Annotated in this window: 18 protein-coding genes; 13 read left to right on the top strand and 5 right to left on the bottom strand. The window is 46.0% G+C overall.

Translation table 11 applies throughout. The annotated features are described in order from the left end of the window. Nucleotides 1-105: 105 nt before the first annotated feature. Nucleotides 106-834, bottom strand: coding sequence for a ferredoxin--NADP reductase (locus tag DXN05_RS01905; RefSeq protein ID WP_116845513.1), 729 nt, complete (start codon nt 832-834; stop codon nt 106-108). 381 nt (nt 835-1,215) lie between these two features. Between DXN05_RS01905 and mfd the strand changes: the two genes are divergently transcribed. Continuing rightward, nucleotides 1,216-4,590, top strand: coding sequence for a transcription-repair coupling factor (gene mfd / locus DXN05_RS01900; protein WP_245975091.1), 3,375 nt, complete (start codon nt 1,216-1,218; stop codon nt 4,588-4,590). Nucleotides 4,591-4,660: 70 nt separating this feature from the next. Here the strand turns inward: mfd and DXN05_RS01895 are convergent, their stop codons facing one another. From DXN05_RS01895 to DXN05_RS01885, 3 genes are all read right to left on the bottom strand, one after another. Continuing rightward, nucleotides 4,661-4,867 carry a hypothetical protein gene (locus tag DXN05_RS01895; protein ID WP_116845511.1) on the bottom strand — a complete coding sequence of 69 codons (207 nt, stop codon included), beginning with the start codon at nt 4,865-4,867 and terminating at the stop codon, nt 4,661-4,663. A 189-nt stretch (nt 4,868-5,056) separates the two neighbouring features. Beyond that, on the bottom strand, nt 5,057-7,036 hold the full coding sequence (gene gyrB / locus DXN05_RS01890) for a DNA topoisomerase (ATP-hydrolyzing) subunit B (RefSeq protein WP_116845510.1): 1,980 nt from the start codon (nt 7,034-7,036) through the stop codon (nt 5,057-5,059). Nucleotides 7,037-7,363: 327 nt separating this feature from the next. Continuing rightward, nucleotides 7,364-7,846 carry an RDD family protein gene (locus tag DXN05_RS01885; protein WP_116845509.1) on the bottom strand — a complete coding sequence of 161 codons (483 nt, stop codon included), beginning with the start codon at nt 7,844-7,846 and terminating at the stop codon, nt 7,364-7,366. Between the two features lie 228 nt (nt 7,847-8,074). Here DXN05_RS01885 and DXN05_RS01880 point away from each other — a divergent pair, with 228 nt between their 5' ends. The 11 genes from DXN05_RS01880 to DXN05_RS01825 all read left to right on the top strand — a co-directional run bounded on the left by DXN05_RS01880 (nt 8,075) and on the right by DXN05_RS01825 (nt 20,882). Next, nucleotides 8,075-8,998 (top strand): helix-turn-helix domain-containing protein, encoded by a 924-nt coding sequence (locus DXN05_RS01880; RefSeq protein WP_116845508.1) that lies wholly within the window; start codon nt 8,075-8,077, stop codon nt 8,996-8,998. A 358-nt stretch (nt 8,999-9,356) separates the two neighbouring features. Beyond that, nucleotides 9,357-11,804: a TonB-dependent receptor gene (locus tag DXN05_RS01870; protein ID WP_245975090.1), complete on the top strand. Its 2,448-nt coding sequence runs from the start codon at nt 9,357-9,359 to the stop codon at nt 11,802-11,804. Nucleotides 11,805-11,860: 56 nt separating this feature from the next. Continuing rightward, nucleotides 11,861-13,120 carry a PepSY-associated TM helix domain-containing protein gene (locus DXN05_RS01865; protein WP_116845506.1) on the top strand — a complete coding sequence of 420 codons (1,260 nt, stop codon included), beginning with the start codon at nt 11,861-11,863 and terminating at the stop codon, nt 13,118-13,120. Nucleotides 13,121-13,296: 176 nt separating this feature from the next. Further along, nucleotides 13,297-14,553 (top strand): hypothetical protein, encoded by a 1,257-nt coding sequence (locus tag DXN05_RS01860; RefSeq protein ID WP_147313810.1) that lies wholly within the window; start codon nt 13,297-13,299, stop codon nt 14,551-14,553. 10 nt (nt 14,554-14,563) lie between these two features. Then, on the top strand, nt 14,564-15,001 hold the full coding sequence (locus DXN05_RS01855) for a ubiquinol-cytochrome c reductase iron-sulfur subunit (RefSeq protein WP_116845504.1): 438 nt from the start codon (nt 14,564-14,566) through the stop codon (nt 14,999-15,001). Nucleotides 15,002-15,007: 6 nt separating this feature from the next. Then, nucleotides 15,008-16,075, top strand: coding sequence for an imelysin family protein (locus DXN05_RS01850; protein WP_116845503.1), 1,068 nt, complete (start codon nt 15,008-15,010; stop codon nt 16,073-16,075). 27 nt (nt 16,076-16,102) lie between these two features. Beyond that, entirely contained in the window at nt 16,103-17,488 is a 1,386-nt protein-coding gene (locus DXN05_RS01845) for a di-heme oxidoreductase family protein (protein WP_116845502.1), read from the top strand. Nucleotides 17,489-17,935: 447 nt separating this feature from the next. Next, the gene (locus DXN05_RS01840; protein ID WP_147313809.1) at nt 17,936-18,745 is read left to right on the top strand and encodes a hypothetical protein; all 810 of its coding nucleotides are present in this window, start codon (nt 17,936-17,938) and stop codon (nt 18,743-18,745) included. Between the two features lie 139 nt (nt 18,746-18,884). Beyond that, entirely contained in the window at nt 18,885-19,160 is a 276-nt protein-coding gene (locus DXN05_RS24875) for a hypothetical protein (protein ID WP_211329957.1), read from the top strand. Between the two features lie 311 nt (nt 19,161-19,471). Then, nucleotides 19,472-19,663: a hypothetical protein gene (locus DXN05_RS01830; RefSeq protein WP_116845500.1), complete on the top strand. Its 192-nt coding sequence runs from the start codon at nt 19,472-19,474 to the stop codon at nt 19,661-19,663. 253 nt (nt 19,664-19,916) lie between these two features. Continuing rightward, nucleotides 19,917-20,882, top strand: coding sequence for an alpha/beta fold hydrolase (locus DXN05_RS01825; protein ID WP_116845499.1), 966 nt, complete (start codon nt 19,917-19,919; stop codon nt 20,880-20,882). A 184-nt stretch (nt 20,883-21,066) separates the two neighbouring features. On the opposite strand, the gene DXN05_RS01820 is transcribed toward DXN05_RS01825, so the two are convergent. Further along, nucleotides 21,067-21,273, bottom strand: coding sequence for an SRPBCC family protein (locus tag DXN05_RS01820; protein ID WP_116845498.1), 207 nt, complete (start codon nt 21,271-21,273; stop codon nt 21,067-21,069). Nucleotides 21,274-21,389: 116 nt separating this feature from the next. On the opposite strand from DXN05_RS01820, the gene DXN05_RS01815 reads away from it, so the two are divergent. Further along, nucleotides 21,390-22,469 (top strand): type I restriction endonuclease, encoded by a 1,080-nt coding sequence (locus DXN05_RS01815; protein WP_116845497.1) that lies wholly within the window; start codon nt 21,390-21,392, stop codon nt 22,467-22,469. The last annotated feature ends 17 nt before the right edge of the window (nt 22,470-22,486 follow it).

Here is a 22,486-nt window from a genome sequence, read left to right as displayed (position 1 = left end):
AGCGGATAGCTTTTAGCTGTTAGCGATTGGAGCGAAGATTTATTATCGAAGCGGAGGTTTTATAAGAGCGAATTATTAATGCACGGATGAACTCCGTGCATTTTTTTATCCGTATAATTCCAGGTGGATGTCGTGTTTGGTGTAGCCGAGGGTGTGGAGGCGTTCGCGGGCTTCGTCGATCATGTCTTTCCAGCCGCAGAGGAAGAAGTAACCCGGGGGCTGCATGCCTTTGATGAGTTCTTCATAAATGGCGTGTACATAACCGCGGCGTACTTCCCTGTTTTCTTCCGGCTCGCGGGAGAAGGTGGGCAGGTAGTAATAGCCGTCTATCTCCTGTTCCAGCTGCTTTAATTCGTCGCGGTACAAGGCATCGCAGGTGAGGCGGCAGCCGAATATAAGGTAGATGTTCTGGTGTGGTATTTTGTGCCGGGCAATATGCTGCAACATAGCCCGGAAGGGCGCCACGCCTGTGCCCGTGCAAATAAAGTAAAGGTCTTTATCAAGCTGCTGGGGCAGGCAGAAAACGCCTTGCGGTCCGCGGAAGCTGAGCGCGCTGCCGGTGGTTACCTGGTTGAACAGGTAGTTGGTGCCTGCACCGCCTTCCAACAGTACAATCACGAGTTCAAAAGTATTGGTGCCATCGGGTGAGGAAGCGATGGAGTAACTGCGCCACCGCTTGTTGCGCTGCTCGTGGATGGGCAGGTCGAGTGTTACAAACTGGCCGGGTTTAAAATGAAACACGTCCAGTTCGGGTACCTGTATAAAAAAACGCCTGGTGCTGGCTGCTGCCTGTTCTATTTTGGTCACAATCCCGGTACGCCATGGCTCTAGCATTTCGCAAGGTTTGTTATGAAGATAAGGAAACATCGTGAGCCGTCAATTAGTGAGTGGTGAGTAGTCAGTGGTGAGTGTCAGGCCATCGGGGTGAATAGTGAATAGTTAATAGTGAATAAAACAGCCGCCGTTGCCGGTGTCCTCACCGGCAACATTCGCACGATAGGCGGGCGCAATTTTAATACCCGCCCAGATCGTCCCGACTGTCGATTCTCGAAAAGTCTTCGCTTAGCTCACTGACGACTGACGCCTGAAGATTCACGAAAAGGGGGGCTGCGGTCTGGCTTTTGCTGATTGGTGCTTTATGCGTAAATTCGCCATCGCGTTATGAATCTTGGAGTGTTGTTGGAAAAATATCAGCAGAATTCCCGCCTTTTTCAATTGGCGGACAGGCTGACGTATGCCGATCCGCAGAAAATCTTTCTCAAAAACTTACAGGGCAGCAGTGCAGAATTTGTGGTAACATCGGTATTTACCCATGCCCACACACAGCAACTGAACCACCTGGTGGTATTAAATGATGCCGAAGAAGCGGCTTATTTTCACAATACGCTCGAAAACCTTACCAGCGCGTTAGACCTGTTTTATTTCCCGTCTTCTTTTAAAAACAGGAAGAACTTTAAGCTGCTCAACAGCTCGCATGTAATGCTGCGTACCGAGGCCCTTACCAGGCTGGCTACGGCATCTGCAGGCGATCGTGAAGCAGCCAAGAAAATCATCGTTACTTATCCCGAAGCATTGTTTGAAAAAGTGGTGCTGCCCAAAACACTCAGCGGCAATATCATCCACATTAAAACAAACGATACCATTAACCTCGACAGCTTACTGGAACTGTTTGTGATGTACGGCTTTGTGCGTACCGATTTTGTGTACGAGCCAGGCCAGTTTGCACTGCGCGGCGGTATCCTCGATATTTATTCGTTCGGCAATGAAAAGCCTTACCGTGTTGAACTGTTTGGCAATGATGTAGACAGTATCCGCATCTTCGACCCCGAATCTCAGCTCAGCGAACGCAAACTGCTGCAGGTGTCTATTATCCCCAACGTGGAAACACAGTTTGAAACCGGCGATAAGGTATCCCTGCTGGAGTTTTTGCCGGCCAATACCATTGTGTGGCTGAAAGACTGGGATGTGATTAAAGAGAAAATAGAAGTGCAGGAAGAAGACCTGGGCCTGTTTCTCAACCTCGTGTCTAACGGGCAGATGAACAAGATTGAAGACGATGCGGATGATACCAAGCTGCTGAAAGAAGTACACAGCGACGATTTTGTGCAGGCGGTGGTAACTGAAGTTGAATTAGAGAAACGGCATGTAGTAGAGTTTGGCTATAAACCACAGCTCTCTACTTTTGAAATAACCTTTGATACCAAACCGCAACCGGCTTTTAACCGCCAGTTCGATTTGCTGATCAAAGACCTGAAAGCCCATGAAGCAGCCGGTTATGCCATCTACATTTTTGCAGAGCAGGCCAGGCAGCTGGAAAGGCTTAACAGCATTTTTACTGATTTGAATACCGAGATACAATTTGTACCGGTAGCGACGAGCATACACGAAGGGTTTATAGACAACGACCTGAAGGCTGTGTGTTACACCGATCACCAGCTGTTTCAGCGTTATCACAAATACCGGGTAAAGCAGGCTTACAACAAAAACAAGGCACTTACTTTACGCACCCTGCGCGAGTTGCAGCCTGGCGACTATGTAACACACATTGATCATGGCGTGGGCGTATACAGCGGTTTGCAGAAGCTGGAAGTAAACGGCAAGCTGCAGGAAGCCGTGCGTATTATTTACAAAGACAGTGATATTCTGTACGTGAATATTAACTCACTGCACAAAATATCCAAGTATACGGGCAAGGAAGGTTCTGTGCCCAAGGTAAACAAGCTGGGCAGCGATGTTTGGCAACGCCTGAAAGACAAAACAAAAACCAAGGTTAAGGAAATAGCCTTCGACCTTATTCAGTTATACGCACAACGCAAGTCGCAGCAAGGGTTTGCACATACGCCTGACAACTACATGCAAACCGAGCTGGAAGCTTCGTTTATTTACGAAGACACACCAGACCAGAGCAAGGCTACCAGCGATGTAAAACGCGATATGGAAATGGCCGCGCCTATGGACAGGCTGGTGTGTGGTGACGTGGGTTTTGGTAAAACCGAAATTGCCGTGCGTGCTGCATTTAAATCGGTGGTAGATGGCAAACAGGCAGCTGTGCTGGTGCCTACTACCATTCTTGCCTTTCAGCACTACAAGACCTTTAAAGACCGCCTGAAAGATTTTCCTGTTACGGTTGACTATGTAAACCGTTTCAAATCTGCCAAGGAGAAAAAAGAAACCTATAAACGCCTTGCAGAAGGTAAGATTGATATTATCGTGGGCACACATGCCTTGCTGGGCAAGGATGTGCAGTTCAAAGACCTCGGTGTGATGATTATTGACGAGGAACAGAAATTTGGTGTGGGTCATAAGGAAAAACTGAAAACATTAAAAACAAATGTGGACTGTTTAACCCTTACCGCTACACCTATTCCGCGTACGCTGCAGTTTAGCCTGATGGGTGCACGTGATCTCAGCATCATCAATACGCCACCGCCTAACCGCCAGCCTATACAAACAGAGGTGCATGTATTCAACGAAGATTTTATACGTGACGCCATTTACTATGAAACAGAGCGCGGCGGGCAGGTGTTTTTTATTTACAACCGCATCAACGGCCTGCAGGAAATGTCGGCGCTGATACAGGGCTTATGTCCTGACCTGAGCATTTCATATGCACACGGCCAGATGGAAGGGCATGAGCTGGAAGAAAAGATCCTGGACTTTATAGACCGCAAATACGATGTGCTCATTTGTACCAACATTGTAGAAAGCGGTGTGGATATACCAAACGTAAACACCATCATCATCAACAACGCACATCATTTTGGTTTAAGTGATCTGCACCAGTTGCGTGGCCGTGTTGGACGCAGTAACCGCAAGGCATTTTGTTACCTGCTGGCGCCGCCGATGAGCACCCTGCCGGATGATTCAAGAAAGCGCTTGCAAACGCTGGAACAGTTCAGTGACCTGGGCAGCGGTTTCCAGATTGCGATGCGTGACCTTGACATACGTGGTGCGGGTAATATGCTGGGTGGTGAGCAAAGCGGGTTTATGGCAGAGATTGGATTTGAGATGTACCAGAAGATACTGGAAGAGGCCATCCGCGAATTAAAACGTACTTCGTTTAAAGACCTGTTTAAAGATGAGATCAGCAAGCAGGATGATTATGTAAGCGATTGTACCATTGATACCGACCTGGAAATTCTGATACCGGATAGTTATGTGGAGAGCATTACCGAAAGGTTATCGCTGTACACACAGCTGGATCATTGTGAGAAAGAGGAAGACCTGCAGGAGTTTTATGCAGGTATGATCGACCGTTTTGGTCCGATGCCTTCGCAGGTAGAAGACTTGTTTGTTACCATGCGTTGCCGCTGGCTGGCAATAGCACTGGGCTTTGAAAAAATGTCGCTGAAAGAAGATACGCTGCGTTGTTATTTCATTAACCGCAACGATTCGCCTTACTTTGAATCGGAGCTGTTCAAAAATATACTGGCTTACCTGCAAACAGGTACCAACAAGGCCAGGCTTAAACAGGCCGGTAAAAACTTTTTACTGGTGGTAGATGATATTAAAGACATGGCCGCCATGCACCGCTTTCTGCAGCAGATGCACGATGGTGTAATGAAGGCGCGTGCCGAGATTGTAGCATAAAAAAGCGCAGGTGCCATGGGCGCCTGCGCAATATTGTTTTCAATGTGTATTCCGGTTAGTAGAGTGGCTACTAAAAATCTTTTTTGGCAACACCGTCTTCGATTGCTTTCAGTGCTTTTGCTTCGCTTAAAATAGCACTCATTTTATTCCCTTTGCCATCGTTTCCTTTGGCAATATAACCGCCTTTCTCAGTTTTAGAAACAACAGCATCATGCATGGGAACATCTTTCTCTTTTGTTTTCAAACAGTATGCTTTAATCATTTTGGAAGTATCCATATTTACAGGAGTTTATTGTCTACGATATAAATAGACGGGTTATGAATGATATTTTACTCTGCCATAACATGCAATATTTTGGCCAAACTCTGTTTTTAGCTAATTAAGTCAGTAACAATGCATAAAAAACCGGATATTATTACAGAAAAGAATAATATCCGGTGCAATTATGTGTGTTTGTATAGAAAATTACACATCAATTTTCGCATATTTGGCATGTGTTTCAATGAACTCGCGGCGGGGTGCCACTTCGTCGCCCATGAGCATGCTAAAAATGCGGTCTGCTTCTGCAGCGCTTTCAATGGTAATTTGTTTCAGTGTTCTGCGGGTAGGATCCATGGTTGTTTCCCACAGCTGGTTGGCATTCATCTCACCCAAACCTTTGTACCGCTGAATGTGCACACTTTCTTCCTTGCCTTGTCCTAATTTGGTAATCAGTGCCTTGCGTTGCTCTTCGTTGTAAGCATATTCCTGTTCCTTGCCTTTTTTAACGAGGTACAGGGGAGGTTGTGCCAGGTATACATAACCCTGTTCAACCAGTGCTTTCATGTAGCGGAAAATGAAAGTGAGAATCAGTGTATCGATGTGCGAACCATCCACGTCGGCATCGGTCATAATGATGAGCTTGTGGTAGCGCAGTTTTGCAAGGTTCAGTGCTTTGGGATCTTCGGGCGTGCCGATGGTTACGCCCATTGCGGTGAAGATATTGCGGATCTCCTCGTTTTCGTAGATCCTGTGCTCCATGGCTTTTTCTACGTTGAGGATTTTACCCCTCAGTGGCAGGATAGCCTGGTAGCGGCGTTCCCTTCCCTGTTTGGCTGTACCACCGGCCGAATCACCTTCCACCAGGTACAGTTCGCATTTTTCAGGGTCTCTTTCAGAGCAGTCGGCCAGTTTACCGGGTAAGCCGCCGCCGCTCATTACGGTTTTGCGCTGTACCATTTCGCGTGCTTTTTTAGCAGCAACGCGGGCCTGTGCGGCCAGGATAACTTTCTGGATAACGTTCCTGGCTTCTTTGGGGTTTTCTTCCAGGTAATGTTCCAGTACTTTCGCCACGGTAGTTTGCACAATACCGCTTACCTCACTGTTACCCAGCTTGGTTTTGGTTTGCCCTTCAAACTGCGGCTCAGGAACTTTTACGGAGATGATGGCGCTTAAGCCTTCACGGAAGTCATCACCTTCTACTTCTACTTTTGCTTTTTCAAACAAACCTTCCCTGTCGCCGTAACCTTTAAACACCCTGGTTAATGCCTGCCTGAAACCGGTAACGTGTGTACCACCTTCAATGGTGTTGATGTTGTTAACGTAAGAGAAGATATGTTCCTTAAAGTCGTCGTTGTAGGTCATGGCCACTTCCACCGCAACATTGGAAGCTTCGTCGAGCCCTTCTACGAAAAGGGTTTGAGCAATAAGCGGTGCGCGTTTGGCGCTTTTATCGAGCATTTCTACAAACTCGGTGATGCCACCTTCGCTGTAGAAGTTTTTAACATACACGTCACCGGCTTCGTCTTTTTCGCGCAGATCGGTGAGGGTAATGCTGATGCGTTTATTGAGGTAGGCCAGTTCACGTAAACGGCCTTCAAGGATTTCTTTCTGGTAAACGGTATTCTGGAAGATGGTGTTATCGGGCCAGAAGTGTACCAGGGTACCGGTTGTTTCGGAGATGCCTATTTCGCGAACAGGGTATTGCGGTATACCGGTGTGGTATTCCTGTTCAAACAGTTTGCCTTCGCGTTTAACGGTAACATGCAGTACGGTGCTCAGTGCGTTAACGCAACTTACACCCACACCGTGCAAACCACCGGAAACTTTATAGGTATTTTTATCGAATTTACCACCTGCGTGCAGCATGGTCATTACCATTTCGAGGGCAGACTTGCCTTCTTTTTTATTGATGCCGGTGGGGATACCACGGCCATCGTCCTGCACACTGATGGAGTTGTCTTCGTGAATGGTAACGAGAATATTTTTACAATAACCGGCAAGCGCTTCGTCAATCGAGTTATCTACAACTTCATACACCAGGTGATGTAAACCTTTTACACCTACATCGCCAATGTACATCGCTGGTCTTTTACGAACCGCTTCAAGACCTTCCAATACCTGAATACTGTCTGCTCCGTAACCACTTTGGACCGGGGCTTCAATGCTTGTAACTTCTTCACTCATAGTTGTATGGATCCGCTGTTGTTTATACTAGTTCGAAAGTGTGCGAAATTACGAAATTTAAAGGGGTTTTAGCGCTTAATTATCTACTTTTTATCAAGGTTTCAGGCTCCGGTTTTTGAGGCGTGAAAACGGGCTGTAAATGCTTTTTAGCAGGGGTGGTTAGCGGATGAGACAGGTATGGCGTGAATATTTGGGAACGCTTTCTTAAAACGGCGCTGTTGGGGTGTGGGAAGCATGGGGAAATGTTAATGTTTGGAAGCAACAAAAATCCCGGTTTACTGCTGCTGCAATTAAACCGGGATGGTCTTTTCTATTGGTATCGCCTGCTTATTTTCTTACCACTTTGGTGTTGGTCCATTTGTCGTGCCACGGGCCGCCATCGCTAAAAAAAATGCTCAGTGGCTCAAAGGGAACAAAGCGCGCTGCGCTGCGTGCCAGTGCCTTTTTGAAAGAAATGCGGCTGCCATCTTCGTTTACTGCCCTTGTGCCTGTAATAAGTTTACCCAGTGTTCGGCCTTTTGTGGCATATTCGAAAATAGAATAGTAGATAATGTCAACGATTATTGCGGAGAAAAACAGCAACAGTTGGCTGTTTCCACCTCCCAGCTCAGAGAAAAAAGAACTGGTATTGGTTCCGGAGCCAAGCAGCACCAGCCCTATAATGACGCCAACGATGATACTGACAAGCAGCGAAAAAATATAACTGCCAATGATATCGATCATCAAATTGCCGAAACGTTGCCCTACGCTTGCACTTTCCAGGTATACTTCCTGTTCAACTTCTTCGAGAATGTGTACTTGTTCTTCCATTTTTATTAAGGTTTAAGGATGGGAAGCAAAATAGTTTTTTTCGGTGATTTTTGTTGTGGTTTGTTCTGCTGAAGCTTTCTTTTATCATCGCTTTGTCAAGTCTGTCACGTTTCGCTGTCATAATGCCGGGTATAGACATGCCTGATTTATTGAATGTGATCGATATTTTACATTATCGTGACAACATATCGAAGTTTATGAATGTATATGCAGTACATTTGCGTCACGATGAAGCAGGCACTGGACATATTACGCGTGGCACACAGGAACACCATTGAACCTTCAATGAACCTGCTGCACATGAAAGAGCAGCATATTCCCGGTTCTATTCAATATGTGATTCGGCGCTATTATACCCAGCAGTCCTGGCAAAGTGACGATACCGGCATGCTGGTATACCACTACAACGATGCAGTCCCGGAAGAAAACTTTATGGAACTGCGCTACTGCATATCGGGCAATAAATACTGTTTCGAAAAAAGCTGCTCCCAGTGTAAAGAGCTGCCCACGCAAAACTGCAGCGGACAGCATGAAACGGTAGACGTGTTTTCTTTCCATTTCTCCGCCGCTTTTCTTTACCAGTTTGTACATAATGTAAAGCTCAGCAACCGTAAAGACGAGGTGCTGGCGTTTAAACATCCGCATTCTTTTACCAAGATGTTCCCTATTTGCGGGCGCAAACGTATGTCGCTCGATGGGTTGCTGAACCATAGTTATTCCGGTTCGCTGGAGAACATTTTTGTGAATGCCAAAGTGCACGAACTGCTGCTGTACAGCCTGGAGTGCCTGGTTGACGAGAAAGAAGAAGGCTTTGCCTGTAAATTCCTGGCGGATGAAAAAGGACGTGACCGCATTTTCATGGCCCGTGATTTATTGCTGCAGCATATTGGTGACCCTATCACCATCAAAGAGCTGAGCCGCAAGGTGGCAATGAACGAATGTTATCTCAAAAAAGGGTTCAAGGAAGTGTTCGGCACTACCATTTTCGATTTTTACCAGCAACAGCGTATGGAGCATGCGAAATACCTGCTGTACGAAAAATCGCTTAGCGTAACCGATGTGTCGGCGCTGCTGGGTTACTCTTCAATTTCGCATTTTTCTGCGGCGTTTAAGAAGCATACGGGGCTGAAGCCGTGTGATCTGATTAAGTAGTTTAATGTTTGAAGTTTAATGTTTGAAGTTTAATGTTTAACGTTGAGTGGGAAGAGAAATGGTTCAAATGTTTCAATGTTCAATTGGCTTAACTAAATGATATTGAAGAAGTAATATAAAGAGATCCCGCGGCTTTTGGTTGCGGGATCTCTTTTTGTTGATACTTGGTTGAGCAGGGCGCTATTTTTTACCACAAAACGCATAGAGGAAAAAGCCACAAAGGACACAGCGCAGGGCCGGTTTTTGCAACTTGTTGTAATACAATAATCTTCCGCATTGCGTAAGTCGTTTTTCCCGATTGTGTAAATGAAGCTGGTATTATGCCCGGACATTTGCGCTTCGAATACAAAACCGAGCAATGAAAGGAATGATGCAAGTGGCAAGAAAAGTAAAGGGACTAATGTTTCTGGGCTTACTGATTTTATTTGTGAACAGCGCGATGGCGATTGATACGGAAGAACCCGGCGGAACCATCAGCGGAAAAGTTACTACAGCAGACGGCACCGCAGCCGCAAACGTTACCATAAAAATTACCGGCACTAAAAAAACAACGACCACTGATGAAGATGGTACGTTTAGTTTTTCCAATGTGGCAAGCGGTTCTTATTCACTCGAAATTACCCTGGTGGGTTTTGGAACAGTGACACAAAACGTAACTGTTGAAAAGCATAAAACAGCTACCGTGCAGGTGCAGCTTACTGCTTCTGAAAAACAGCTGGAAGAAGTAAAAGTGGTATCCCGCGGCAATAAGTTCGCTAAAACCAAGAGCGATTATGTTGCCAGGATGCCCCTGAGCAACCTGGAAAACCCACAGGTGTATACGGTTATCTCCAAAGAATTAATGCAGGAGCAGGTGATCACCAACCAGGACGATGCCCTGCGCAATGTGCCCGGCTTGTATAAAATATGGGGTGCTGTGGGCCGTGCAGATGGCGGCGGTGCTTATTTTGCCTCACGCGGTTTTAATACACAGAGCGCTTTTCGCAATGGTATTGCCGGCAGGGTAAGCAGTAATGCGGACGCGGCCAACCTCGAAAAAATTGAAAGCATCAAAGGTCCGTCGGCAACGTTGTTTGGCAGTGCGCTTACATCGTACGGCGGTTTGATTAACCGTGTTACCAAACGGCCTTACGACCACCTGGGTGGTGAAGTGGGCTATACCTTTGGCAGCTATGGACTGAACAGGGTAACAGCTGATATCAATACCCCGCTGAATAAGGATAAAACAGTACTGTTCCGTTTAAATACGGCGTATAATGATGAGAACAGTTTCCAGGATTATGGTTACAGCAAGAGCTACTTCCTGGCGCCGGTAATTACTTACAAAGCGAGCGACCGCTTGTCGTTTTCACTGGAAGCAGAGTTTAACAATGTAACCGGTACCACGCCATCACTCCTGTACTTCAATTACAGCGGCGACCCTGCATGGAACACCACGGTGAGCAATCTGGGTGCCACAAGGGCAGACCAGCTGCTGGTTAACTACAAACGCAGTTACCTGAGCAATGACCTGGCACTGAACTCCAAAACAGCGAATGTGTTTGGCCAGATGAATTACAAAATAAGCGACCAGTGGACATCGCAAACGAACTTCACTACCACCAGCAATACCAGTGATGGTACCATGACCTGGCTGTACCTGTTGCCCGGCGGCACCAGCGCTACACGCAATGCCTGGTATAATAATGCGAGCGATAAAACCATAGAAATTCAGCAGAACTTTATCGGCGATTTTCATATCGGCAGCATGCGCAACAGGCTGGTAGCAGGGCTGGATTACTACGCTAACGATAACATCACCAATTACAGTTATTTCAGCGGTTACAACACGGTATTTGATACCATCAGTTTTGTACATCCCAACCCGAATTACACTGCTTTCAATAAAGCAAATGTGCTGCCCCTGTTTAACGGTGGTGCGGTGTATAAGGTAAATGGCGGCAACAATATTTACAGTGCTTATGCATCTGACGTGCTGAACATTACCGATGCCTTGCTGGTAAATGCTGCGTTGCGTTTGGATCGTTTTCATAACCGCGGTACCTACTCTGCAGATGCAGATGCAACAACCGGAAAGTTTGACCAGACGGCCTTGTCGCCCAAATTTGGTATCGTATACCAGGTGCTGAAAGATAAGGTGTCACTGTTTGGCAACTACCAAAACTCTTTCTCTAACAAAGACGGCCAGGATTTTGAAGGTAAAACCTTTAAACCCGAGCAGGCCAACCAGTGGGAAGGTGGTGTTAAGCTGAATGCATTTAACGGCAAACTGAGTTCTACTTTAAGTTATTACGATATCTCTGTAAAAAACATTGTGCGTACCGATCCGGTTCACCCCAACTTCTCTGTACAGAATGGTACACAAAGCAGCAAAGGTTTTGAAGCAGAAGTAATTGCCAACCCGATTAAAGGTGTAGACATTTCTGCGGGTTATGCCTATAACGACAGCAAGTACACGGAGAGTGACCCGGATGTAAATGGATTGCGCCCGGTAACTGCCGGTCCCAAACACCTGGTGAATTTCTGGGCCAGCTATCATTTCAGCAACGAAACGCTGAAAGGTTTGGGTATTGGCTTTGGCGGTAACTATGGCAGCGACAACCGGTCTATCAACAGTGTATCTACAGGCGCATTTATTTTGCCTTCTTACACAGTGCTGAATGCTTCGGTGTTTTACAACAAGCCATCGTACCGCATTACTTTGAAAATGGACAACCTGACGAACGAAAAATACTGGAACGGCTGGACGACTATTAACCCGCAGATGCTGCGTCGTTTTGTAGCCAGCGTTGCTTTTAAGTTTTAATGTTTGAAGTTTAAAGTTAAAGTTGGATTGTGGCTTAATTAAACGGCCTGATAGTAATGAGTAAAGTTCAGCATCATACCGAGCAAAAAAGGAGATTTCTCTCAGCCAGGAAGCACAGGCAATCCTGGCTGCGCTGGTTAATTGGCGAGCTGCATTTGTGGCTGGGTCTGGCATCGGGTATTGTGGTGCTGATTGTATGTGTATCGGGCTGTATTTTCTGTTTTCAAACAGAGATTTCGAATGTGGTATACCGCAAGGCTTTTTTTGTAACACCACAGCAAACTGCTACTATACCGCTTAGTGTATTGCGTGAAAAAGCACAGCACGCGCTGGGGGCGGCAAAGCCGATAGAAGGCATTACCACTTACCGTGAGCCGGATAAGGCCTGGGAGTTTATGGCGTATAAGGAAAACGACAGCGCTGTAACTTATTTTGGCGGGTTGCAGTATTATGAATCGGTTTTTGTAAACCCCTATACCGGGCAGATAACCGGCAGGCGCGATTACAAGTACGATTTCCTGTTTATCATGAAATACGTACACTGGAGCTTGTTGCTGAACACCAAATACGGTCAGCCCATTGTGGGATACAGCACGCTGATTTTTGTGATACTGCTGATTACGGGGCTGGTATTGTGGTGGCCCAGGAAATGGAACAAGAGTACGCGTGAGCGGAGCTTTAAAATAAAATTCAGCGCCAAATTCAAACGGCTGAACTACGACCTGCACAATGTGTTGGGCTTTTACAGTCTGCTGATAGCGCTGGTACTGGCACTTACCGGGATGGTATTTGCCTTTCAGTGGTTCAACAACGTGGTATATGCCGTAGCGGCAGGCACTACCAAAGCACCGGAATACGTAACCAAACAATCGGCTATTGTACCCGGGGTTGCTGAAAACAGCGGCCTGGATAAAGCACTGCAGAACGCCTTTGCCCTGGCACCCGATGCGCGCAGAATTGGTATAGGCGCTGCCGAAGCAAAAGAAGGTGTTATTTATGCCTACGCATACAAAGACAAAGAGAATTACTACGACCGCGACGATTTGCAGTTTGACCAATATACCGGTAAACTGTTGTACCGCCGCAACCGCCGCGAGCGCAATGCAGGAGAAAAACTCACCGAAATGAATTATGACATTCATGTGGGTGTAGTAGGTGGGCTGGCGGGGAAAATAATTGCGTTTATCGCCTGTTTAATATGTGCCAGTTTGCCGGTGACCGGTTTCCTGGTATGGTGGCATAAGCGGAAGAAAACAAAAAAGCCTGCAAAGGCACTGGACAAAACTACTTCCGGCACCCCGGCTATTGTTGAATAAGCCGGTAGGCTTACATGCTACGTGTTTGGACATGGTGAACCAGCATAAATCAACGATCACCATGGCAATTTTACTGGTACGGCGCGGTTTTTCCGCATCCCGTAAACTGCGTTTCCCGATTCCGTAAACCGGAAGGAAGCGTACAGCATTACTTTTGCCCGCAAGCAATCACTAACATGAAGTATACTTTACCGCTACTCGGTCTTCTGCTGAGTGCATCGACTACTTTTTCCCAATACAGAACCCAGGCCCAGCAGTTGGTGATGACCAACGAAGATTCCCTTAACGCCGGCGGTGTTCAAAAAAACAAGACTGTTATTTCGGGTTATGGAAGTGCCCTTTACCAGAAAAACTTTACCCTTCACCAGGCCACCGCTGCATTAGACAGGGCCGTGTTATTTGTAGGCCACCAGTTCAACGCAAAAATCGCCTTCTTCTCAGAGCTGGAAGTAGAAAACGCGGTAGTTGCCAATGATGGCAGCGACGAATTTCGTCCCAATGGCAAAGGCAATGTAGCCATGGAGCAGGCTTATCTCAGGTTTAACCTCAATCCCAAGCAATATATCGTAGCAGGTTTGTTTACACCGCGTATTGGTATTGTAAACGAAAACCATTTGCCTGTAAACTTCAATGGTGTGGAACGCCCGATTGTAGAGCAGGAAATTATACCCACTACCTGGCGTGAAGTAGGTGTGGGTTTTTACGGCTCGCTTAACCGCCTGCCGCTGAACTATTCTATTGCCGTGGTAAACGGTTTAAACAGCGCCAACTTTGAACATGGCGGCGGTATAGGCGGTGGCATTGGTCAGGGCAGCGTAGCGCTGGCCAACAACCTGGCAGTAACCGGCTCGCTGCAATACCTGGTGAACAACTTTAAATTCCAGGTATCGGGATATGCAGGCGGAACGGTTGGTTTATCGCCACACAGTGCAGACAGTCTTGGTTTAAACAGCGGCGCCTTTGGCACACCGGTATACCTGGGCGAGGCAGATGTGCAGTATAGCAACAACGGCTTTTCTGCCAAAGCGCTGGGCACCTACATCAGCTATCCTGATGCAGATAAAGTATACCAGGCTTATGGTAAAAACCTTGCTACCGGCATGTACGGAGCGTATGCCGAACTGGCCTACGACCTGTTGTACAAACGTCGCAAAGAAGACCAGCTGATTGTGTTTGCGCGCGGTGAAATGCTCAACCTGAATTCAAGCGTTGCCGGCATACAGAAAGGACTGGAAGACCCCACCCTGAAACAAACGCATATAGTTGCCGGCCTTGGTTACCTGCCCATACCCAACGTGGTAATTAAGGCAGACGTAAGGCTGGTGCATACAGGCCCGCAGAACAGTGCGCTGGTGATTAACCCGCCACCCAATGCATTGCCTTATAAACAGAACAATTCCATCTTAAACATTGGCATCGGCTATTCTTTTTAAAACAGGAACCATGGAGCGCAGACAATTTTTACAATCATCGTGTAATGTATGCCTGCTGGGAGCTGCAGGAATGTTGCTGCCCCTGCTTAACAGCTGTGCAGGTGCCAAATACAGCGTATATAAATCGCCTGTGCTGAACAACTCGGTGGAAATACCCCTGAACCTGTTTACGCAGCAGGCACCGGTGCAGTTTGTACGTCCCAATGGCTGGTATTACGATATTGCCGTGGAGAAAAAAGAAGACAATACGTACCAGGCATTGTTGCTGCAATGCACGCACCAGGAAAACCAACTGAATGTTACGGGCAACGGCTACTCCTGCTCATTACACGGCAGCCAGTTTGATAAAAACGGGAAAGTGCGTAAAGGTCCGGCAGAACAACCGCTGGAGCGTTACGCTACAACCATCAACAACGATAAACTGATCATCCATATAAAGAAAGCATAATTCAACATGAAAAAACTGTTTATACCACTCGTTTCCTTTTCAGTAATGGTGTTCGCATCCTGTTCTAAAAATGACAGCACACCATCTAATACGACTGATTTCAAAACACTGGAATCGCAGGTAGTGACTGATTTCGTAAACAATGTGGCGCTGCCTACTTACACCAACATGGTTGCCGGCGGTACTACGCTTGACAGCGCTATCCAGGTATTAAACGCCAACCCAACAGATGCCAACCTGTTGCTGGCACAAACTGCCTGGAAATCGTTACGCCGTACCTGGGAAAGAAGCGAAGGCTTTTTGATTGGACCTGTAGAAGGCGGCGATTATGACCCCAACACTGATACATGGCCTACCGATTATAACCAGATGGATTCCCTGCTGGCCAGTAACAATGCCCTGCAGGTAGCTGATGTGCAGAACCTGGCACAAACACTGCGTGGTTATCACCCCATTGAATACCTGCTGTTTGGCAATGGTGGTATCCGTAAAGCCAGCGAACTGGATGCACGCAAAAAACAGTACCTGGTAAGCCTGAGCGCCGATATGCTGAACAACAATATTAAACCGCTGCTGGCTGATTGGAAAAACGGTTATGCCAACGACGTACTGAATGCAGGTAAAGGTGCTGAGCCTTACAAAAAGAAACAAGACCTGTTTTTAGACCTGGTAGGTGATAATGGTATGGGCGGTATTTGTAATGAAGTAGGTAACGGCAAAATGCTGGATCCGTTTAACCCGAGTGATTCAAGCAAATGTGAATCGCCATACTCGCACAACACACTCAGCGATTTCAAAGACAATATCATCAGCCTGCAGAACGTATACATGGGCCTTAACGGTGGCAAGGGTTTGAAAGACCTGGTTGCTGCTAAAAACAAAGACCTCGACAACCAGATACAGGCGCAGATTACAGCTGCAGTGAACTCGTTTGATAACATTACCACTACTTACGAAAAAGCGGTATACAATCAACGTACACAGGTGCAAACAGTGATGAACCAGATTAATACCCTGGCGGCAACCTTAAGCAATAAGCTGGAGCCATTTATTGTTGCCAACGTGCAGGATTAAACCCTACAACAGAAGAGATCAGAACAAGTGAAAAAATTCTATATCATATCAACGCTTTGTGTATTTGTGCTGGGATTCAGCATGTGCCATAAAGCAGATTCATTACCAGGCGATCAGTTTGATGATCGCCTGAGTGGTGGTTCCTGTACCGTATTCGATATCTCATCGCAGGCATTCAAGCAATCGATGAGTGATTTATCTGCACGGCAGCAACAGGTGCACGACAAGGGCGATGCTATTTTCGACCAGGTATTTGTTGCACCGCCTGCGAAACTCTTCGGAGGATTAGGCCCGGTGTTCAACAACATCTCGTGCATTAACTGTCACCGTGGCGATGGCCAGGGCTTTCCCACCTTCGGCGGTTCCAACTCAGGCATGCTGATGCGTATCAGTATACCGGGTGAAGATGAGCATGGCGGTCCGCTGGCAGCACCGGGTTTTGGTGTGCAGCTGCAGGATCAGGCTGTACTGGGCGCCACGCCCGAAGTGCGTTTAAACATTGCCTATAGCGATGTGCCTGTGGTGTATCCTGACGGCAGTGTAACCACGCTGCGTAAACCGGCCTACACACTCAGCAATGCATATACCACCTTGCCCGGTAACTACCTGTTATCTCCCAGGCTTGCTCCTAAACTGGTAGGCATGGGCCTGCTGGAAAACATACCGGAGCAAACCATTTTATCGTTTGTGGATGCAGGCGATAAAAACGGCGATGGTATTACCGGTAAAGCCAACTATGTGTACGATCCTTATACCAAACGCAAAGAGCTGGGCCGCTTTGGTGTAAAAGCCAATACCAGCACCATCGCGTTGCAGGTAGCCAGCGCTTACCAGCAGGATATGGGTGTAACCAGCTACATTACACCTGTTGAAAGCGCACTGGGACAAACACAGATGGGCGCAGTACCTGGCACCGATGTGGGTACCGAACTGGTAGATAGTATTCTGAATTATGTAACCTACTATGTGCAAACCCTGTCAGTACCTGCACGCAGGGATGTGTTGGATGCAGATAATAAAAGAGGTGAAGTACTGTTTACACAATTGAATTGTGGAGCCTGTCACCGTGCAACCATACAAACAGCTGCCAATGCAAGCATTGGTTTAAGAAGCGAGCGCATACATCCTTACACTGATATGCTGCTGCACGATATGGGTGATGACCTGGCTGATAACCGCCCCGATTACCTGGCCACCGGCCGCGAATGGCGTACCTCGCCGTTGTGGGGTTTAGGATTACTGGTTAAAACAAATGCCAACGGTGTAGCCTATTACCTGCACGATGGCCGTGCCCGCACCATGGAAGAAGCCATATTGTGGCATGGCGGGGAAGCACAGCAATCGAAAGAAGGTTTTATGCAGTTATCGAAAGATGACCGTGGCAGGCTGGTGAAATTTCTGCAGTCATTGTAGTTGATGGTTGAATGGTTTGATTGTTTAATTGTTTATAGAAGCAGCCGGCTGAATGTTCAGCCGGCTGTTTTGTTTATGAAAATATTTTGTACGTAACACTGAATGAGTTAGCGATAAATATTGTGTTTTACGTGTTAACCAGATGAAATAAATTTTGGTGCGTTATATATTTCTTTATTATATTCGAAATGCCTTTTAAAACATCAACCAATAACCATGACACCTGAAAAACCAATACTAACTGCGTCTTTCGCTACAAAACCAAACGTAGCATATTTGTTTTCGTTGTTTAATTGTTACATCTAGTTTTCCTACTGTTTATTGATTTTGATTAACCGCTTGTTGCGATTGCATGCCTGTGCGCATAGTGTATATGTGCGCCTGGTGCTGTATGCCGTGGTGTGTTTATATGTCTGTACATTTTCCTAACCAATAATTATTATGCTCATGAGAAAAAACTTGATTTTAGCGGCGACGCTTGGCAGCCTTATGTTGTTTGCCGCATCTTGTAAGAAAACGGATATTACTTCTGGCGGAACTGTAGCCAGGCAGGCAGAGCCCAACAGGGTTTGGATTAATCAAGACGCTAACGGTAATTACTACACTACCTATGGGTATAACGGAGGTATTACTTTTGGTTCGATTTTACCACATCCGCTTGATAGCGATCCTGGTGGGATTTATGACGGGGCGCCTATACCTACCGTTAATTCTGTAAATAGTATTACTCCACCAGATGCTGCCTGGGGAAACGTAAATGGAGAATATTTTGACGTGCTTATACCTACGTTTCCAGGAGCCGTTACGCAGGATCAGGTGAGTGATTATTTTGACAAACTAAATAAGTATTATAACTCTCTTGATGATGCGCCTGGTTCTGTAGCGTACCCTGCGCCATTAGCATCATCTAATGGATCGGGTGGAGTAATTGAAGTTAGAGGCAAGGTAGTAAGAGATCATACATCACCAACAGGTATGTCTGCGACAAAAGATACTGACCCTTACACTCCGCCAGGTTTTTTGCTGGGCGCGGTTAAAAAGGCGCCATATGGCATTCAATTTTATGGTGCAAGTGTAACAACCGGTGGAAATGTTATGAAGATTAATATAACAGCGGCCGGTAGTAATATAGCTTATTCGGGCTATTCACTTACCTATACGATTGATGCCACGCAAACATATGCACATGTAACAGGTACTATAACCATTACCGCGGGAAATGTACTTACGATTAACGATGATATTATGTTGCCGTAACTGTAATTGCGGGTAAGTTTTAAAGCAGGCTGGTTGACCATTCAACCGGCCTGTTTGTTTTACAGCGGTGCCTTGTAGATAATTGATGTTCAGATTACAAACAAATGCATTCCTGCAGTAATGAACAGTGCTGAACTGAATGCGCTTGCTAACTTGCCGTATGCCTAACCTATATATTATTGCGGGATGCAATGGTGCCGGTAAAACAACGGCGAGTACTATCTTGCTTACAGAAATATTTGAGTGCAAAGAATTTGTAAATGCGGATATTATTGCAGCCGAATTATCTCCCGGCAATCCCGAAACAGTTGCTATTGAGGCGGGTCGCATTATGCTACGCCGCATGAATGAATTGCTTGATCAGCATAAAGATTTTGCTTTTGAAACAACATTGGCTATACAAGGCATTTATTGAACGTGCTAAACAAAACGGGTACTTTATATTCCTGTTTTTCTATTGGCTGCCTTCACCAGGTTTTGCCATGTATCGTGTACAAGGGCGCGTTGCCAATGGTGGCCATAACATACCGGAAGAAATAATAGAGCGCCGATACTATAGGGGCATATACAATCTGTTTAACTTATCTATTCAATTGTGTGACAAATGGTTGATAAATGGGAACATATTTGAGGCCATGGAGCTTATTGCGGAGGGTGGAAAGGGTTTTACTATACAATTGACGAATCCGTATCTTTATAACATCATTCAAATACAAAATGTGAACTATGGACATTAAAAATATGCCCATTCATGAGTTGGCAAAAAGTGTGAAGGCATCTACTGATAAAGCTGTTCGTAAGCTCATTGAAGAAAATGCAGCCAAAGGCATTGACATGGTAGTGGGCGACCTGGAGGGTAACTACGGTAAAGTGCCTGCAACGGAGTTGCTGAAAAGGCTGAAAGAGAAGGAGAAATAATGTTAAATGGCCTGCGGGCTTAATTGTTATAGGTAAAGCCGGTTCTACAACCGGCTTTTTTTATGCCTTGTATTCAAGCTGAACAACTATCAAACAATCATTGCAACCATGCATAGTGACAAGGGTTGAATGGGGCCATTGCCCGTTTCGCGGTTTGTTTAGCCTGCTTTACGGCATTCGTGGTGTTGCTGCTGCGTTGGTGGGTATAGTTTTACATCATCAAACACACAAACACAAGCAAAAACGCACTACGATGAAAAACAAAAAAGCAGCTATCAGCATCAGGAGTTCAATTTTAGCCATACTGTTTTCTATTACCATTGCCAGCGGTACTATTGGTTGCGCAAAAGATGATTTGCCTACCAAAACCACGGATAGTACTGCGATTGACTATCACCAAACAGCGACCACCCAGTTTGTGGAAGCAGGTGGTGTTAAATTCGCTTACCGCGTGCTGGGTAAACAACAAGGTACACCATTGGTCGTGTTATCACACCTCGGCGCTTCGATGGATGATTGGGATCCTGCACTCACCAATGGACTTGCGCAGCATTATAAGGTAATCCTGTTCGATAACAAAGGGGTAGGCTCGTCTACCGGCACTACGCCCACCACTATTGCCGACATGGCCAATGATGCGGTAACTTTTATCAAAGCATTGGGTTATACCAAAGTAAACCTGCTGGGTTATTCAATGGGTGGTTTTATTACACAACAAATATTGCTTACACAGCCTTCGCTGGTTAACAAAGTAATATTGAGTGGTACAGGTCCTAAAGGCGCAGATGGTTTGCTGAACCTGCCTAATGTAATTGGCGCAGCTGCAGGTCTTAGTGCAGAAGACCAGTTCCTGAAACTTGGCTTTACTGATTCACAGGCCAGCATAGCATTAGGCAAACAAGTATATGCACGTGTAAACAAACGTACTGTTAACCGCGATACGCCTGTTAGTGAAGCAAGCACCGGTGCAGGCTTAACAGCAGTACTGGCCTGGGGACAACCTTATCCCAATGCGTTAACAGAGCTGAAAGCGGTTACACAGCCGGTATTAATCATGTCCGGCGAAAACGATATGCTGGTACCTATTGCCAACGCAGTTAATTTATCAAAGGCAGTGCAGAACGGCCGCGTCGTTATCTTCCCCGATGCTAACCATGCAGCGTTGTTTCAATATGCTGATGAGTTTGTAAAAAATGCCATCAACTTTTTAGGTGAATAGCAAAACGTGTTGGGGCCTTGCCCATAAGCCCAGCCTGCAAACGGCTTTTGCGGCGGGCCTCAACCATTGCTTTTACTGAGCATAGCCCCAATAAAAAGGCTGCCCAACATTGTTGAGGCAGCCTTTACCATTATATACCGGCAGTAGTGTTAGTTGTTTTCGGTATACTTTTTAAAATTGTCTACTATCGCCTGCCACCCACCCTGCTGCATTCTACTGAGTGCATGTCTTCTGCCTTAAAAGTCTCTGTTACTTTGGTACCGCTGCTTTCTTTGCTAAACAGCACTTTTACTTTTCTGCCATCATTAATGGTGTATGCAATAACCCCGTTGTTTTTGTGCCAGGGGAATTGTTTGGTGGATGGATTGTTGTATGGTTGAAAGCCGGGCATAATAGCTTCACGGTTTAATGGTTGTTGGTTTATATATAAGGAACATAGCTACGGGAAACCGTAAATATACCCGCGGGATTTGCAGTTTATTTGTCTTATACCAAAACAACCGCCTTATGGATTTTAAAGATGCTATTAAACAACTTGCAGACCGCATTGTAAAGCACAAAGAATTGGTGCAAACCGAAGAAGCTACCAAACATTCTTTTGTGATGCCCTTTTTACAGGCTTTAGGGTACGATGTATTCAACCCATTGGAAGTAGTCCCCGAATTTATTGCAGACCTGGGTATTAAGAAAGGTGAAAAGGTAGACTATGCTATTGTAAAAGATAGCCAGCCCATTATATTAATTGAATGCAAACATTGGTCAAGCAACCTGGACCCGCACAACTCCCAGTTGTTCCGCTACTTTCATACTACCAAAGCCAAGTTTTCTATCCTTACCAATGGCTTTGAGTGTCGGTTTTATACTGATTTGGATGAACCCAACAAGATGGATGAAAAGCCTTTTTTCACTTTCGACCTGCGGGATATAAAAGACAACCAGATTGAGGAACTGAAGAAGTTTCACAAAACCTATTTTGATACCGATAATATTGTCTCTACCGCCAGTGAGCTAAAATATGTAGGTCAGCTAAAGGCCATATTGAATACGGAGTTTAATGGCCCTACACAGGATTTTACCCGGCATTTTGCCCGCCAGGTGTATACAGCAGGCATATTAACGCAAAAGGTACTCGATCAATTTACACAGCTGACTAAAAAAGCGTTTCAGATATACGTGAATGATTTAATTACAGAGCGCCTTAAATCTGCTTTGCAAAAAGAAGAAACGGAACAAGCTGCGCCTGATGCCATTGAAGCTGTTGCTGCTGAAGCAGAGAACAAGATTGTAACAACGCAGGAAGAATTGGATGCCTTTAACATTGTAAAGTCTATACTGCGTAAAGTGGTACCGGTTGGTAAAATTAATTACCGGGATGCGCAATCATACTTTGCCATATTGTTTGAAGACAATAACCGTAAGCCGGTTTGCCGCATGCATTTTAACAGCAGTAAAAAATACATCGGTTTGTTTAACAGTGACAAGGTTGAAACGCGGCATGAACTAACCTCGCTGGATGATATTTTTAATCACGCTGATCACTTGTGTGATACGGTGAAGAATTATGTGTTGAAGCCGGTGGAAGTTTGATCACCTGCAAGGTCATG

Origin of the sequence: Deminuibacter soli, assembly GCF_003412455.1 — a bacterium.
Lineage (GTDB): Bacteria > Bacteroidota > Bacteroidia > Chitinophagales > Chitinophagaceae > Deminuibacter > Deminuibacter soli.
This window is presented reverse-complemented; position numbering and strand designations above follow the sequence as displayed.

Excerpts from the sequence above, each read along its gene's own strand:
- DXN05_RS01860 (WP_147313810.1), top strand. The coding sequence starts at position 13,297 with ATGAAGTATACTTTACCGCTACTCGGTCTTCTGCTGAGTGCATCGACT.
- DXN05_RS01855 (WP_116845504.1), top strand. The coding sequence starts at position 14,564 with ATGGAGCGCAGACAATTTTTACAATCATCGTGTAATGTATGCCTGCTG.
- DXN05_RS01815 (WP_116845497.1), top strand. The coding sequence starts at position 21,390 with ATGGATTTTAAAGATGCTATTAAACAACTTGCAGACCGCATTGTAAAG.
- gyrB (WP_116845510.1), bottom strand. The coding sequence starts at position 7,036 with ATGAGTGAAGAAGTTACAAGCATTGAAGCCCCGGTCCAAAGTGGTTAC.
- DXN05_RS01830 (WP_116845500.1), top strand. The coding sequence starts at position 19,472 with ATGGACATTAAAAATATGCCCATTCATGAGTTGGCAAAAAGTGTGAAG.
- DXN05_RS01850 (WP_116845503.1), top strand. The coding sequence starts at position 15,008 with ATGAAAAAACTGTTTATACCACTCGTTTCCTTTTCAGTAATGGTGTTC.
- DXN05_RS01825 (WP_116845499.1), top strand. The coding sequence starts at position 19,917 with ATGAAAAACAAAAAAGCAGCTATCAGCATCAGGAGTTCAATTTTAGCC.
- DXN05_RS01865 (WP_116845506.1), top strand. The coding sequence starts at position 11,861 with ATGAGTAAAGTTCAGCATCATACCGAGCAAAAAAGGAGATTTCTCTCA.
- DXN05_RS24875 (WP_211329957.1), top strand. The coding sequence starts at position 18,885 with ATGCGCTTGCTAACTTGCCGTATGCCTAACCTATATATTATTGCGGGA.
- DXN05_RS01905 (WP_116845513.1), bottom strand. The coding sequence starts at position 834 with ATGCTAGAGCCATGGCGTACCGGGATTGTGACCAAAATAGAACAGGCA.
- DXN05_RS01885 (WP_116845509.1), bottom strand. The coding sequence starts at position 7,846 with ATGGAAGAACAAGTACACATTCTCGAAGAAGTTGAACAGGAAGTATAC.
- DXN05_RS01880 (WP_116845508.1), top strand. The coding sequence starts at position 8,075 with ATGAAGCAGGCACTGGACATATTACGCGTGGCACACAGGAACACCATT.
- DXN05_RS01840 (WP_147313809.1), top strand. The coding sequence starts at position 17,936 with ATGAGAAAAAACTTGATTTTAGCGGCGACGCTTGGCAGCCTTATGTTG.
- DXN05_RS01895 (WP_116845511.1), bottom strand. The coding sequence starts at position 4,867 with ATGGATACTTCCAAAATGATTAAAGCATACTGTTTGAAAACAAAAGAG.
- DXN05_RS01820 (WP_116845498.1), bottom strand. The coding sequence starts at position 21,273 with ATGCCCGGCTTTCAACCATACAACAATCCATCCACCAAACAATTCCCC.
- DXN05_RS01870 (WP_245975090.1), top strand. The coding sequence starts at position 9,357 with ATGAAAGGAATGATGCAAGTGGCAAGAAAAGTAAAGGGACTAATGTTT.